General features: G+C 59.5%; 11 protein-coding genes. 5 read left to right on the plus strand and 6 right to left on the minus strand.

The window, feature by feature from the left end; all coding sequences use genetic code 11:
- Positions 1-26 precede the first annotated feature (26 nt).
- Positions 27-872: a site-specific integrase gene (gene xerC / locus ACM6IN_RS28305; RefSeq protein ID WP_414917219.1), complete on the plus strand. Its 846-nt coding sequence runs from the start codon at positions 27-29 to the stop codon at positions 870-872.
- A gap of 6 nt (positions 873-878) precedes the next feature.
- Here the strand turns inward: xerC and ACM6IN_RS28310 are convergent, their stop codons facing one another.
- The 5 genes from ACM6IN_RS28310 to ACM6IN_RS28330 all read right to left on the minus strand — a co-directional run bounded on the left by ACM6IN_RS28310 (position 879) and on the right by ACM6IN_RS28330 (position 7,247).
- The gene (locus tag ACM6IN_RS28310; RefSeq protein ID WP_414917105.1) at positions 879-1,433 is read right to left on the minus strand and encodes a membrane integrity-associated transporter subunit PqiC; all 555 of its coding nucleotides are present in this window, start codon (positions 1,431-1,433) and stop codon (positions 879-881) included.
- Between the two features lie 17 nt (positions 1,434-1,450).
- Positions 1,451-3,106, minus strand: a complete 1,656-nt coding sequence (locus ACM6IN_RS28315; protein ID WP_414917106.1) for an intermembrane transport protein PqiB — start codon at positions 3,104-3,106, stop codon at positions 1,451-1,453.
- A gap of 238 nt (positions 3,107-3,344) precedes the next feature.
- Positions 3,345-4,646: an NAD(P)/FAD-dependent oxidoreductase gene (locus tag ACM6IN_RS28320; protein WP_414917107.1), complete on the minus strand. Its 1,302-nt coding sequence runs from the start codon at positions 4,644-4,646 to the stop codon at positions 3,345-3,347.
- Complete coding sequence (locus ACM6IN_RS28325; protein ID WP_414917108.1) at positions 4,643-5,731, minus strand: polyamine ABC transporter substrate-binding protein; 1,089 nt, start codon at positions 5,729-5,731, stop codon at positions 4,643-4,645. Before ACM6IN_RS28325 ends, ACM6IN_RS28320 begins: the two co-directional genes overlap by 4 nt.
- A gap of 157 nt (positions 5,732-5,888) precedes the next feature.
- On the minus strand, positions 5,889-7,247 hold the full coding sequence (locus ACM6IN_RS28330; protein ID WP_042704900.1) for a glutamine synthetase family protein: 1,359 nt from the start codon (positions 7,245-7,247) through the stop codon (positions 5,889-5,891).
- A 162-nt stretch (positions 7,248-7,409) separates the two neighbouring features.
- Here ACM6IN_RS28330 and ACM6IN_RS28335 point away from each other — a divergent pair, with 162 nt between their 5' ends.
- From ACM6IN_RS28335 to ACM6IN_RS28350, 4 genes are all read left to right on the plus strand, one after another.
- Positions 7,410-8,309, plus strand: coding sequence for a helix-turn-helix domain-containing protein (locus ACM6IN_RS28335; protein ID WP_123375203.1), 900 nt, complete (start codon positions 7,410-7,412; stop codon positions 8,307-8,309).
- Positions 8,310-8,399: 90 nt separating this feature from the next.
- Positions 8,400-8,909 carry a sigma-70 family RNA polymerase sigma factor gene (locus ACM6IN_RS28340; protein ID WP_038361341.1) on the plus strand — a complete coding sequence of 170 codons (510 nt, stop codon included), beginning with the start codon at positions 8,400-8,402 and terminating at the stop codon, positions 8,907-8,909.
- Entirely contained in the window at positions 8,909-9,856 is a 948-nt protein-coding gene (locus ACM6IN_RS28345) for a FecR domain-containing protein (protein WP_414917109.1), read from the plus strand. The genes ACM6IN_RS28340 and ACM6IN_RS28345 overlap by 1 nt, the downstream gene beginning before the upstream one ends.
- Before the next feature lie 67 nt (positions 9,857-9,923).
- On the plus strand, positions 9,924-12,326 hold the full coding sequence (locus ACM6IN_RS28350) for a TonB-dependent siderophore receptor (protein WP_414917110.1): 2,403 nt from the start codon (positions 9,924-9,926) through the stop codon (positions 12,324-12,326).
- Between the two features lie 55 nt (positions 12,327-12,381).
- On the opposite strand, the gene ACM6IN_RS28355 is transcribed toward ACM6IN_RS28350, so the two are convergent.
- Positions 12,382-13,374: a LacI family DNA-binding transcriptional regulator gene (locus tag ACM6IN_RS28355; protein ID WP_414917111.1), complete on the minus strand. Its 993-nt coding sequence runs from the start codon at positions 13,372-13,374 to the stop codon at positions 12,382-12,384.
- Between the last annotated feature and the right edge of the window lie 59 nt (positions 13,375-13,433).

Raw genomic sequence — 13,433 nt, forward strand, 5'->3', positions numbered from 1 at the left:
GCCTGGCGCCGTCCAGCCAACTGACCATGCGTTATGTCTTGCAGGATGCCGCTGACCGTCTCGGTTTCGAAGACGTGGGTATCGAAGAAATACCCTGGCACGGGCTGCAACCGGAAGACGTCGTGGCGCTGGTCGCCGCATTGCGCGCCGACGGCTATGCGCCGAATACCTCGTCGCTGTATGTGAATGCCGTGCGCGGGGTGATGAATGAAGCCTGGCGCATGAGCCTGATCAGTCAGGATCACTTGTTGAAGATGCGTTCGGTCAAAGCCATTGCCGGCACGCGCTTGTCGCAGGGGCGCAACTTGAAGCGCACTTTGATCCACGAACTGATGGAAGTGTGCGCCGCCGATCCACGCCCGCAAGGGCTGCGCGATGCGGCGGTGATTGCGTTGTTGTACGGCACCGGCATGCGTAAATCGGAGTCGGTGGACCTGGACTTGAATCAGGTCGACTTCACCGAGCGCAGCCTGACCGTCACCGGCAAAGGCAATAAGCAACTGATCAAGTACGCACCGGCGTGGGCGTTCGCCAAACTCGATGCATGGCTGGAGCTGCGACGTTCAGAGCTGAAGGAGGGTGAGAGCGACGACGCCTTTCTGTTCAACCGTATCCGTCGCGGCAGTCATATCACCCGCGAGCGCATCACCAAACACGCGATCTATTACATCGCCCGTCAGCGTGGCACCCAGGTCGGGGTGAAGATCATGCCGCACGATTTCCGCCGTTCGTTTATTACGCGGGTGATCGAGGAGCATGATTTGTCGATTGCGCAGAAGCTCGCGCACCACAGCAACATCCAGACCACCGCCAACTACGATGTGCGTGATGACAACGAGCGGCGGCGTGCGGTCGATCGTTTCGATCTGTAGGCCCCGTCAGGACGGCGAAGGGCAGGTGCGCGGGTTGCCGGTGGCCGCCCGACTGATCTGCTCGGCCAGCCGTTTGACGTTGTGCTGCTGGGCACCCACCAGATCATCGATGGTCGGGCCGGACGGTGTTTGCAGGGTCGAACGGCAGGTCAGCAAGCCATTGTCAGTGGCGCCGACGGGACGCAAGCGCCATTTCGCGTCGATCAGGCCGTACTGACCGGGGATCGAGTCGAAGCGTTGCACTTCGATGCGCACCGAAACGTTGCCTTGGCCACTGCTATTGCTCAATTGATCGGCCAGTGCACCGCGCAATTCATCTGCCAATGTCGCCCCCCACCAATCGGTTTCCAGAATCGCCAGGCCGCTGTTGCCCTGGCGGATAACGATTTGTGCACGGTCGACCTGCGGCGGCACGCTCAGCGCTTCAATCGGAATCTGCGCGCCGGTCCGGGTGTTGGCGATCTGCACCGGCGTCAGGGTGTGAAAGCTGATCGGGTCGCTGCGGCACGCGCCCAGCAGCATGAAGGCAGCGAGCACGGTGATCTTCAGCGGTAAAGCCATTGGGTTAGCTCCTGTGCTCAATTGCGCGGCGGTCCTTTCAGATCCAGCGGCGCGGCGTTATCGGGGCGACCACGGATCAGCGATTCCGGATGCCGGCCGAGGTAATCCGACAGCTCTCGCAGCGAACGCGACATGCGCCCGAGTTCGTCGAGGGTTTCCGTGAGTTTCTCGCGTTGCGGCGAATCTTCGGCCAGGGTCGAGCTGGCGGACTGCAAGGTCTTGCTGACGTCGGCGAGGGTGCTCTGCACGCCCGGCAGAGTCTTGGCGTTGAACTGGGTCAGGCCTTTGCGCAGCTCGACCAGATTGCTGTCGAGGTTGCTGGCGATGCGATCGACCGGCAACTTGTTGAGCTTGTCGACCACGGCTTCGAGTTTTTCCTGCAGCTGTTCGAGGCTGCCGGGCACGGTTGGAATCACCACCGGGCGCGCCGTGGGGTCAAAGGCAACTTTTTCGGCTTTCGGGAAGAAGTCAAGCGCCACGTACAGTTGCCCCGTCAGCAGGTTGCCACTGCGGGCCTGGGCGCGCAGGCCATTGTCGATGAAGGTGCCCATCAGACGAATACCGGCGGCCTCATCGTTGGGATCATGCTTGAACGCGGTGAGCATTTTTCCGTAAGCCATGCCCAAACGTTGCGGGTAAATAACGATGCCGACGTTAAGCGGGAAGCTGCGTTTTTTCGCGTCGAAATCCAGATTGATCGCCACCACCCGACCGATTTCCATGCCGAGGAATTCCACCGGTGCGCCGACCTTCAAGCCGCGCAGGGATTGGTCGAAACGCAGACTCAGGTATTGCGCCTTGCCATTGGGCGGGGCGAGGGCGGTGGTCTGGTCGGCGAACAGTTCGAAGTCTTTGTCATCGGCGGCGGCGACGTCGTTGGGGCTGTAATCCGGGGCGCGAAAAGCGATGCCGCCCACCAGCATGGAGGACAGGGATTCGGTTTTCACCTGAAAACCGTTGGCGCCGACGCTGACGTCGATGCCACTGGCGTTCCAGAATCGGGTGTTTTCGGTGACGAACGCATCGTTGGGCGCGTGAATGAATACTTCGATGTTCACGCCTTTACCGTCAGGCGCCAGCGCGTAGGTGACGACCTGGCCGACAGGGATCTTGCGGTAATACACCGGCGACCCGATGTCCAGCGAACCGAGATCCTGGGTGTGCAGCATGAAACGCTTGCCCGGTTCGCCGTAGGTGATCGGCGGCGGGTTTTCAAGGCCTTTGAAGTTTTTCGCTCGGGAGTTGGACTGGCCGATGTCGGCACCGATGTAGTCGCCGGAGAGCAGAGTGTCGATACCCGACACGCCTCCGGCACCGATTCGCGGGCGTACCACCCAGAACTGTGAGTCTTCACGGGTGAAGGTTTCGGCCTGTTTGGCCAGTTTGATCGTGGCGTTGACGCTTTTCTGGTCGTCGCTCAACTCGACATCGGTGACCTGGCCAATCACCACATTACGGTATTTGACTTCGGTCTTATTGGCCGTCAGACCACTGCCGGTCTTGAAGGTGACCACGATGGTCGGCCCTTCCTGCATGATGTTGTGCACCACCAGCGAAATGCCCACGAGCACCGCCACAATCGGCACAATCCAGACGAGTGAAATGCCGAAACGGCGGGTTTTGACGGGTGCTTGGCCTGGCGCTCGCGGCTCGTCGGTGGTTGACGACTTCATCCATGTCTCCTCGATTGAATGGGCACTGAGCGTCAGGAACGCAAAAGCACCTCATCAATATAGAAGTGCTTGGCGATAGAGCAAATGTGTATAGCTCACCTGTGCTTGATGATCGTTCCCACGCTCTGCGTGGGAATGCCTCAAGGGACGCTCTGCGTCCAGTGACGCGGAGCGTCACGGGCTGCGTTCCCACGCAGAGCGTGGGAACGATCAGACCGCGACAGCGCTGCTTGTGCTGTCAGCCGAGCATTTCCCGCAGGCGATACCAGAACATCCCCAGTGCCAGCAGTGGCGAACGCAGGGCCGGGCCGCCGGGGAAGGTCATGTGCGGCACGCCGCTGAACACGTCCATGCCCTGGCTGTGACCGGCATGAATCGCCTCGCCGAGCAGTTTCGCGCACCAGTGGGTGACGTTCAGGCCATGCCCGGAATAACCCTGCGCATAGAACACGTTCGGGTGCTGCTTGAGCCGGCCGACCTGCGGAAAGCGATTGGCGGTGATGCCGATCTTGCCGCCCCACTGGTAATCGATGCGCACGTCCGCCAGTTGCGGGAAGACTTTGAGCATCTTCGGTCGCATATAAGCCGCGATATCCGAAGGATCGCGTCCGGAATAGTGGCAGGCACCGCCGAACAACAAGCGCCGGTCCGCCGAGAGCCGGTAGTAATCGAGGCCGACTTTCTGGTCGCACACTGCGAGGTTCTGTGGGATCAGTTGCGCGGCGCGCGCCTCGGACAATGGCTCCGTGGCGATGATGTAACTGCCGGCCGGCAGCACCTTGCCACTGAGTTGTTGTTCGAGTTCGTCCAGATGCGCATTGCAGCCGAGCACCAGACTGCCAGCCCGCACCGTGCCGCTTGCGCAGCGCACCTGCACGGTCGGGCCATGGATGATTTCCAGCACTTCACTCTGCTCGAAAATCCTTACGCCCAACGATGCTGCAAGTCGCGCTTCGCCTTGCACCAGATCCAGCGGGTGCAAGTGGCCGGATCCCATATCCACCAGGCCACCGGCATAAATGTCGGAGTTGACCACTTGCTGGCGGACCTGCTCCGGGCCGATCAGTCGGGTTTCGTGGGCGTAACCGAGTTCGGCGAGGTCGACTAGCTCATCCTTGAACGCAGCGAATTGTGCGGGGGTATTGGCCAGATCGCAGAAGCCCCAGCGCAAGTCGCACTCGATACCGTTGTCAGCAATGCGCTGCCGAACCAGATCCACCGAATCAATGCCGGCGCGCTGCAAGTAACGCACGCCTTCCTGACCGACGTACTTGGCGAATCCTTCAACCTCATGCCCGATGCCGCGAATCAACTGGCCGCCATTGCGCCCGCTGGCGCCCCAGCCGATACGTCGGGCTTCGATCAACACCACCGACAATCCGCGCTGGGCCAGCTCGATGGCGGTGTTAACCCCGGTGAACCCGCCGCCGATCACGCAGACATCGGCGGTCAAGTCACTGTCCAAAAGCGGATAGGGTGTGCTCGCCCGGGCCGAAGCGGCGTAATAAGAGCGGGCGTGTTCCTGGGTGTACTGATTCATTTGTTCGACTTCACTTTGCTCCAGGACCGGGTCATCAGACGCATGATCGCCTGGGGCGGGGTAGAGGAGATGTAGAGCTTGTCGAGCACTGCCTGGGATGGATAAACCTCAGGGTTGTTGACGAGCTCTTGATCCATGTATTGCTTGGCGTCCGGGTTCGGGTTGGCGTAACCGACGGACGCACTGACCTTGGCAATCACCTGCGGATCGAGCAGGTAATTAATGAAGGCGTGGGCTTCTTTGGTGTTGCTCGCATCGGCCGGAATCGCCAACAGATCGAACCAGAGGTTGGCGCCTTCCTTTGGAATCGCATAGGCGATGTTCACGCCGTTCTTGGCTTCCTTGGCGCGGTTGGCGGCCTGAAACACGTCGCCGGAATAACCGAAGGCTACGCAGATATCGCCGTTGGCCAGATCCGATACGTATTTCGAGGAATGGAAATAGGTGATGTACGGACGGATGCTCAGCAGTTTCGCTTCAGCCTTTTTATAGTCTTCGGGGTTTTCGCTGCGCGGGTCCATGCCCATGTAATTAAGCACGGCGGGAAAGACTTCGTCTGCGGAATCCATCATCGACACGCCGCACTGGGTGAGTTTCTTCAGGTTCTCGGGTTCGAACAGCACCGCCCAGGAATCGATGTGGTCGATGCCCAGCACCTGTTTGACCTTGTCGACGTTGTAACCGATGCCGTTAGTGCCCCACAGGTACGGCACCGAGTGCTCGTTGCCCGGGTCGTTTTTCTGTAGCAGTTCGAGCAGTTTCGGGTCGAGGTTCTTGAAGTTCGGCAACTGCGAGCGATCAAGTTTAAGGAACGCGCCGGCCTTTACCTGACGCGCGAGGAAGTGGTTGGAGGGTACGACCACGTCGTAACCGGTACGACCGGCGAGCAGTTTGCCTTCGAGGGTTTCGTTGGAGTCGAAAACGTCGTAGATCACCTTGATCCCGGTTTGGCTCTGGAAGTCGGCGAGGGTGGTTTCGCCGATGTAGTCGGTCCAGTTGTAGACGCTGACCGTCGGTTGGGCGTGAGCTACAGCGCTGAACAGCACGCTCAGGGCGACCGGGAGTACGGATTTCAACAGACGCATATCGACACCTCTTCTTATAATGATCGTTCCCACGCTCTGCGTGGGAATGCCTCAACGGACGCTCCGCGTTCGGCTTTGGATGGGACGCGGAGCGTCCCGGGCTGCATTCCCACGCAGAGCGTGGGAACGATCGACACAGGGGATATTTTGGTTTGGGTTAAACGCTGAGCATCAGGAACTCACGCTCCCACGAGCTGATCACGCGCTTGAAGTTTTCATGCTCGGCACGTTTCACCGCGACATAGCCACGGACGAACTTGTCGCCAAGGTATTGCGCTACGGCTTCGCATTCTTCCATCTGCGTCAGCGCTTCTTCGATGGTGATCGGCAGGCGCAGATTACGGCGTTCGTAAGCGCGGCCCTGGACCGCAGCGCTCGGCGCGATGCCTTCGACCATGCCGATGTAACCGCAGAGCAGGCTCGCGGCAATCGCCAGGTACGGGTTGGCATCGGCGCCCGGCAGACGGTTTTCCACGCGCATGGCTTCCGGACTGGAAGTCGGCACACGCAGGCCGACGGTGCGGTTTTCTTCGCCCCATTCAACGTTGACCGGTGCCGAGGTGTCCGGCAGGAAGCGGCGGAACGAGTTGACGTTGGGCGCGAACATCGGCAGCACTTTCGGGATGTACTTCTGCAATCCGCCGATGTAGTGCAGGAACAGCTCGCTCATCTGCCCGTCTTCATTGGCGAAAATCGGTTTGCCAGTGGCGATGTCCACCACGCTCTGGTGGATGTGCATGGCGCTGCCCGGCTCATCGCCGATCGGCTTGGCCATGAAGGTCGCGGCGACGTTGTGCTTGAGTGCGGCCTCTCGCATGGTGCGCTTGAACACGGTGATCTGGTCGGCCAGATCGAGGGCGTCGCCGTGACGGAAGTTGATTTCCATCTGCGCCGGGCCGTCTTCGTGGATCAGCGTGTCCAGATCCAGTCCTTGCAGTTCGCACCAGTCATAGACGTCTTCGAACAACGGATCGAATTCGTTGGCAGCATCAATGGAGAACGACTGCCGACCGCTTTCTGCACGGCCCGAGCGGCCTAATGGTGCCTTGAGCGGCAAGTCCGGGTCTTCGCAGCGTTGGGTCAGGTAGAACTCCATTTCCGGCGCAACAATGGGCTTCCAGCCTTTATCGGTGTACAGCTGCAGGACTTTTTTCAGCACGTTGCGCGGCGACAGTTCGATCGGGTTGCCGAACTTGTCGAAGGTATCGTGAATGACGATGGCGGTCGGCTCGATCGCCCATGGAATCACGTAGACCGCGTCAGCCACGGGCTTGCAGACCATATCGATATCGGCAGGATCGAGCAGGTCGTAGTAGATGTCGTCGTCGACAAAATCCCCGGTTACCGTTTGCAGCAGCACACTTTCCGGCAGACGCATGCCTCGCTCATGCAGGAACTTGTTGGTCGGTGCGATCTTGCCGCGGGCAATGCCGGTCAAGTCGCTGACCACACATTCGACTTCGGTAATCTTGTGATCTTTCAGCCACGTGAACAGCTGATCGAAAGGGGCATTCATAAAGACCTCGTTATTGGTTTTATAGACGCCGGGGAGGGCGGGTTTCATCTTCCGCCCCTTCCCCTGTGGCGCGTTGACGACTATCTTGGGCGAGCCTTGCAGTTCCATCTATCCACTTTAAGCAGCACCAAAGCGCACCAAAAGAGTGCGCAAGGTCACCCCATGACAACGTGCAATCCGCTCCAGGTTCAAGCATTCAACACCGCCGATGTGGCTGAGCAAGTCCGCGCCACACCGGGCTGGGTCCAGCATTACCAACAGATGTCGCCGGGTCATTTCGCCGGGCAGATCCGCTATCTGGATCTGCAGGGTGTCGAGGTCTACGAAGAGCAGATGAACACCCGGGTCGAGCAGAATTTCAGTGCGCCATCGGGTGCTTTGGCGTTCTGTTTTGATCGCAGCGACAACGCGCTGTACCTGCTCAATGAAGACAGCCGCAACATCTGGATCACCCCGGAGAACTATCAGGAAATCGCCGTCGTGTTCGGCCCGGAGTTTGTCCGTCAGCACGGTCTGAATGTGGCGAAGCTCGAAGGCTTGTTCATGACCCAACTCAATTGCGGGCAGAACGCCTTGTTCAGTCGCTGGTTAAGCTCGATTCTCACAAAGTTGTCGCAAGCTGTTGATCCGCTTGATAAAGATGCGCTGACACAGCAGCTGCTGGAAGACTGTCTGTTCATCCTCGACAACGCTCATACAAGTCTTGATCGAGGTGGGTTACAGCGGCGCACCGAAGAGCGAATGATCATGAAACGGGTGGGAGAGTGGGCGGCGGATTCGCCGGAAGACACCGTCAATCTGCTCGAACTGTCGCACGTTGCGGGCGTGCCACTGCGCCAGTTGCAACAAGCCTTCAAGGCCTACACCGGCATGACGCCAAGTCACTGGCTGCGCCTGCGCCGATTGAACAGTGCACACCGCGAATTGCTCAAGCGTCGGCCCACGGAAACTACGGTTGCCGAGGTGGCGATGCAGTGGTCGTTCTGGCATTTGGGAAGGTTTTCCAGCAGTTACCGGGCGTTGTTCAAGGAGTTGCCGAGCGAGACCTTGAAGCGCTCATGAAAGCCGTCTTGGATAAAAAGGCTTTGTCTCGGCGCGCAAGTTAAATAGAATCACTCTCATTTGAAACTGACTTCGCGCAGGACTCTTGAGATGACTGAAGCAGCGACGCCATCGCCGCAGCACCTGCACGAACTGTATCGCGACCATCGAGGCTGGCTGGAAACCTGGCTGCGGCGGCGCATGGGCAACGCGTGGGATGCGGCGGACCTGAGTCAGGACACCTTCCTGCGCGTACTCTGCAGTGCGCAACCGATCGCCGACATGCGCGAACCGCGTGCGTATTTGCTGACCGTGGGCAAACGCCTGCTGAGCAATTTCTACACCCGCCGCAGCCTCGAAAAGGCCTATCTCGAAGCCCTCGCGCAGTTGCCCGAAGAATGCGTGCCGTCGCCCGAGCAACGTTGGCTGTTGCTGGAAACCCTGCAAGCGCTGGATGAGCTGCTCGATGGTTTGCCGCGAGCGGTGCGTCGGGCCTTTCTCCTGAGTCAGCTTGAAGGCCTCGGTTACCGTGAAATCGCCGAACGTTTGCAGGTTTCTGAACGCAGTATAAAACGTTACATGGCAATGGCTTACGAGCATTGTTTGATGTTGGATCTATGATGCGCGTCGCACCCAACACCGAAGCGCGTGAAGTGGCGCGAGCCGCCGCACAGTGGTTGGCATTGCTCGAATCCGGCGAGGCCAGTGAAGCCGATCACGCGCGACTGAAGCACTGGCGCGACAGCGATAGCCGCCATGAAAACGCCTGGCAGAAGATTCAATTGCTGCGCCAGCGCTTTTCCAGTCTGCCGACAGAATTGGCCATGGCCACACTCGATCGCCCGGATCTGGCGCGGCGTGCAGCATTGAAAAGGGCGCTGGGGCTGGCGGCTTTGGTGCCTGCGGCGTGGCTGATCAGTCGCCAGTTGCCGCTCGACGTCTGGCGCGCGGATTTGCAGACTTCCACCGGAGAGCACACGCGAACACGGCTAGCCGACGGCAGCACCTTGCAGCTGAACACCGCCAGCGCGGTGAACGTCGTTCTGGCCAGCCGTCAGTTGACGTTGGTGCGCGGCGAAATGGCGCTCAACGTTCCGGGTAGCACGGCATTGACGGTCAACGCGCCGTACGGTCGGATCATTGTCAGCCGCAGCGAAGTCTGCGTGCGCCTCAACGAACGTGATTGCACCGTGTCGGTGGTCAGTGGTTCGGTGCAATTGCAGCCGTTGCACGGGCCGGCGCTGCAGTTGAACGCCGGGCAACTGGTCAATTTGCAGACCTCCGGCGCCGGACCGGTCACGTTGTTCGACGCCAAAATGCCCGGTTGGCGTGACGGTGTGTTGATGGCGCAAAACCAGCCGTTGGGGGATTTCCTGCGCGAGTTGAGCCGATATCGCTCGGGGCTTCTGCGCTGGGAGCCAGCACTTGAAAGTCTGCGTGTCACCGGCAGTTTCCGTCTCGACGACACCGATAAAGTGCTGGCGCTGCTGGCGGCGAGCCTGCCATTGGAGGTCCATTCGCGCACGCGTTTCTGGGTAACGCTGGCGCCGCGAAAAAATATCGTCTGAAGCCTGTCCCTTTTTTTCGCCTCACCGGTCATTGCAGGTAAGTGAACAAAATCGAGAGCTTCTTCCAATGCCCGCAGTATTCCCAAGTCGTTTGCGTCCGTTGTTGCAGTTGAGCCTCCTGCTGAGCCTGACTGCCAGCCCTGTGTTGATCCAGTCCAGTTGGGCCGAAGACGCCGCTCGGCGCAGTTACCAGGTGCCGGCCGGTAGTTTGAGCGCCGCACTGACCCGCTTTGCCGGGTTGGCCGGGGTCAATCTGTCGGTCGATCCGGCACTGGTGAGTGGGCGCAACAGCAATGGTTTATCCGGCGAATTCGCTGTGGAAGAGGGGTTCGCTCGCTTGTTGCTGGGTTCCGGTCTGCAACTGCAACCGCTGGGCGATCATGCCTACACATTGATTCCAGTCGCCGAGGGCAGCAGCCTGCAACTGGCGCCGACGTCGATTCTCGGTGCCACTGGTTCCAGCGATGCCGATGTGTTTGCCGGCGGCCAAGTCGCGCGGCGTGGCTCGCAGGGTTTGCTGGGGTCGAAAGACTTCATGGAAACCCCGTTCAGCATGACCACCTACACCAGCGAAGCCGTGAAAAACCAGCAGGCACGCACGCTGGGCGATCTGATCGCCAGCGACCCTTCGGTGCGTGCAACCAACCCGGCCGGTGGCCGCTACGAGCAGTTCACCATCCGTGGTTTCAGCCTGTTCAACAGCGACGTGGCGTACAACGGGCTCTATGGCGTGCTGCCGACGTACACCATTGACATGGAAATGGCCGATCGCGTCGACATCCTCAAAGGCCCGAGCCAACTCATTAACGGCATCTCGCCACGGGGTAGCGTGGGCGGAGGCATCAATGTGGTGCCTAAGCGTGCCACCGACAAACCGATCACTTCGCTGACGGCTAATTATGCGTCGAACAATCAGGTCGGCGGCGCAGTGGATGTCGGCCGGCGGTTTGGCGAGGACAATCAGTTCGGCCTGCGTTTCAACGGCGTCAAACAGTCCGGTGATACCGAGTGGGATCATCAAAGTGTCGACCGTGACATGGCCGTGCTCGGCCTGGATTTTCGCGGTGATCGCTTGCGACTTTCGACCGATATCGGCCATACCGAGCGCGATACCGACGCGCCGCAGGAGCGCGTGCAGGTCGCGGCGAATGCCAAGGTTCCGAGCGCGAATAGCGTGCATCGCAATTACGCGCAACCGTGGACTCAGGCGAAAACCGAGGACACCTTCGGCACGCTCAACGCTGAGTTCGACGTCAATGACTCGGTGATGCTGTACGGCGGCGTCGGCGCGCGCAAAAGTAATCATGACTTCTTGCGCCACGCCGTTTCCGTGACCAACGATGCCGGCGATTTCAGCGTTCAACCGCGAGATTTCACTCGCGACGAGAATGTCCGTACCGCCACGGCCGGCGTGCGCAACTGGTTCTACACCGGGCCGGTGAGCCACGAAGTCAATCTGGCGGCCAGCTACTTTTATATGGATTTCGAGAATGGCGGCGCGCGTTATGCGGCCGGTCGCAGCAATCTGTATGACCCGGTGGAAATCGCCAAACCCGGTACGCCGACACGCAATGACGCCAAGGTCTACACGGAAAACCGCTTCAGCGGCGTGGCGTTGTCCGACACCTTGGGTTTTTTCGACGATCGATTGCTGCTGACCCTCGGCGCTCGCTGGCAGCGCGTGAAAGTTGATGATTGGAGCGATGACGTCAAAGGTGACACCGCTTACGACGAAGAAAAGGTTTCGCCCTCGGGCGGCATTCTGTTCAAGGCGACTGACAAGCTGTCGCTGTACGCCAACTACATGGAAGGCCTGAGCCAGGGCAAAATCGCGCCGTCGACTTCCATCAACGAAGACGAAATCTTCCCGCCGTTTATCAGCCGTCAGGTTGAAGTCGGTGCCAAGTACGATGCCGGCGCCTACGCGCTGACCGCTGCGGTATTTCGCATCAAGCAACCGGCGTACGAAACCAACGCCACCACGCGAGTCTTCGGACCCAATGGCAAACGCGAGAACAATGGTGTGGAGCTGAGCGTGTTCGGCGAACCGCTCAAAGGCTTCCGTTTGCTTGGCGGCGTGATGTACATCGACAGCGAATTGACCAAGACCACCAATGGCACCTTCGACGGCAATCGTGCGCCGGCGACGCCGAAATACAACGTCAATCTGGGCGCCGAGTGGGACGTGCCGACGGTGCAAGGGCTGACGCTGACAACCCGTGGCATCTATTCCAGTTCGCAGTACCTGGATCAGTCCAACGAGAAGGAAATCGATTCCTGGGAGCGCTTCGATGTGGGCACGCGCTATGCGTTCAAGGTTGACGACAAAACCATCACCTTGCGCGGGAATATCGAGAACGTGCTGGACAAGCGTTATTGGAGTTCGGCAGGGGCGTCCGATGACAGTGAACCGGGACTGACGTTGTCGACACCGAGAACCTATCTGCTTTCAGCGACGGTTGATTTCTGATCCCAATCGGCAAATCGTAAGCAATCGGGAGTGCTCTCAGCGAACGGCCCAACTCTTATAGTGATGTCCTGACCACCAATGGACAGTCAACGCGCTGAGTTCCCGATAGCTCCAGAGTCTCGATCAGATGCCGTGCAGCCTGGCGACCAATCTCGTAGTACGGCAGTTGCACCGTGGTCAGCGGCGGGATGAACAACTCGGCAATGCCGATCATGTTGTCGTAGCCGAGGACGGCAACATCGTCGGGAATTTTCAGGCCACGCCCCAACAACAGCTGATAGGCACAAAAGGCAATGCGGTCGTTGCCACAGATCAAAATATCGAATTGGGGACGACCATCAATGACATGCCGGTCGAGGATAGCGGCTGTTTCACTGTAGGCATCATGATCGGATAGGTCGTATTGCAGGAGCGTGTCAGGCGCCAGACCGAATGCCTGACAGGCACGCTGCAGGCCTTTCTGTCGCAGCCCCCATGCCAGACTCTGTTTCGGCAGATTGATACACAGAGGACGCTTGTAGCCGAGGCTCAACGCGTGGTGTACGGCGCGATACTGGCCCATTTCGTCGTCGGGTACATAGCTGACGAGGCGGCTGTCATCTGCCAGACAATTGGCGAGCACCAGCGGCTTGCTCTTCAATCGCTCGGGAATGCTGACCTGGCGAAATCCCATGGCGCTGAAGATCAAGCCGTCCGGACGGTGCGACAGCATCAGATCGATGTTCTGGTCGGTGGGCGGATTGCTTAGCAGGTTGAGGATAAAGACATTCCAGCCGGCCTGCTGCGCGGTCTGTTCAATGGACAGCAGCAGCTCGACCGCGAAGGGCGTGGTCGCAGTGTCCAGCGCGAACACACCGATGGTGCGCGACTGCAGGTTGTCACCGCGCATCTTGCGCGCTGACAGGCTGGGTACGAATTGCAGTTCATCAATGGCACGACGCACCCGTAGAAGGGTTTCGGGGCTCAGTTTTTCCGGAGAATTGAGCGCTCGAGACACCGTCATCAGGGACACGCCGGCCAGCTGTGCAACGTCTTTCACTGAAGTCATGCGAAGTGCGGCCGGTCAGGTTGACGCAGAATCATGACACAGGGCCCGGGCTTCTCGCG

The organism is Pseudomonas sp. IT-P395, assembly GCF_949767675.1.
In the GTDB taxonomy this organism is placed as follows: Bacteria; Pseudomonadota; Gammaproteobacteria; order Pseudomonadales; family Pseudomonadaceae; genus Aquipseudomonas.

Coding starts and splice junctions, on each gene's coding strand:
- ACM6IN_RS28330 (WP_042704900.1), bottom strand. CDS start 7,247: ATGAATGCCCCTTTCGATCAGCTGTTCACGTGGCTGAAAGATCACAAG.
- ACM6IN_RS28310 (WP_414917105.1), bottom strand. CDS start 1,433: ATGGCTTTACCGCTGAAGATCACCGTGCTCGCTGCCTTCATGCTGCTG.
- ACM6IN_RS28325 (WP_414917108.1), bottom strand. CDS start 5,731: ATGCGTCTGTTGAAATCCGTACTCCCGGTCGCCCTGAGCGTGCTGTTC.
- ACM6IN_RS28350 (WP_414917110.1), top strand. CDS start 9,924: ATGCCCGCAGTATTCCCAAGTCGTTTGCGTCCGTTGTTGCAGTTGAGC.
- ACM6IN_RS28345 (WP_414917109.1), top strand. CDS start 8,909: ATGCGCGTCGCACCCAACACCGAAGCGCGTGAAGTGGCGCGAGCCGCC.
- ACM6IN_RS28315 (WP_414917106.1), bottom strand. CDS start 3,106: ATGAAGTCGTCAACCACCGACGAGCCGCGAGCGCCAGGCCAAGCACCC.
- ACM6IN_RS28355 (WP_414917111.1), bottom strand. CDS start 13,374: ATGACTTCAGTGAAAGACGTTGCACAGCTGGCCGGCGTGTCCCTGATG.
- ACM6IN_RS28335 (WP_123375203.1), top strand. CDS start 7,410: ATGACAACGTGCAATCCGCTCCAGGTTCAAGCATTCAACACCGCCGAT.
- xerC (WP_414917219.1), top strand. CDS start 27: ATGCGTTATGTCTTGCAGGATGCCGCTGACCGTCTCGGTTTCGAAGAC.
- ACM6IN_RS28320 (WP_414917107.1), bottom strand. CDS start 4,646: ATGAATCAGTACACCCAGGAACACGCCCGCTCTTATTACGCCGCTTCG.
- ACM6IN_RS28340 (WP_038361341.1), top strand. CDS start 8,400: ATGACTGAAGCAGCGACGCCATCGCCGCAGCACCTGCACGAACTGTAT.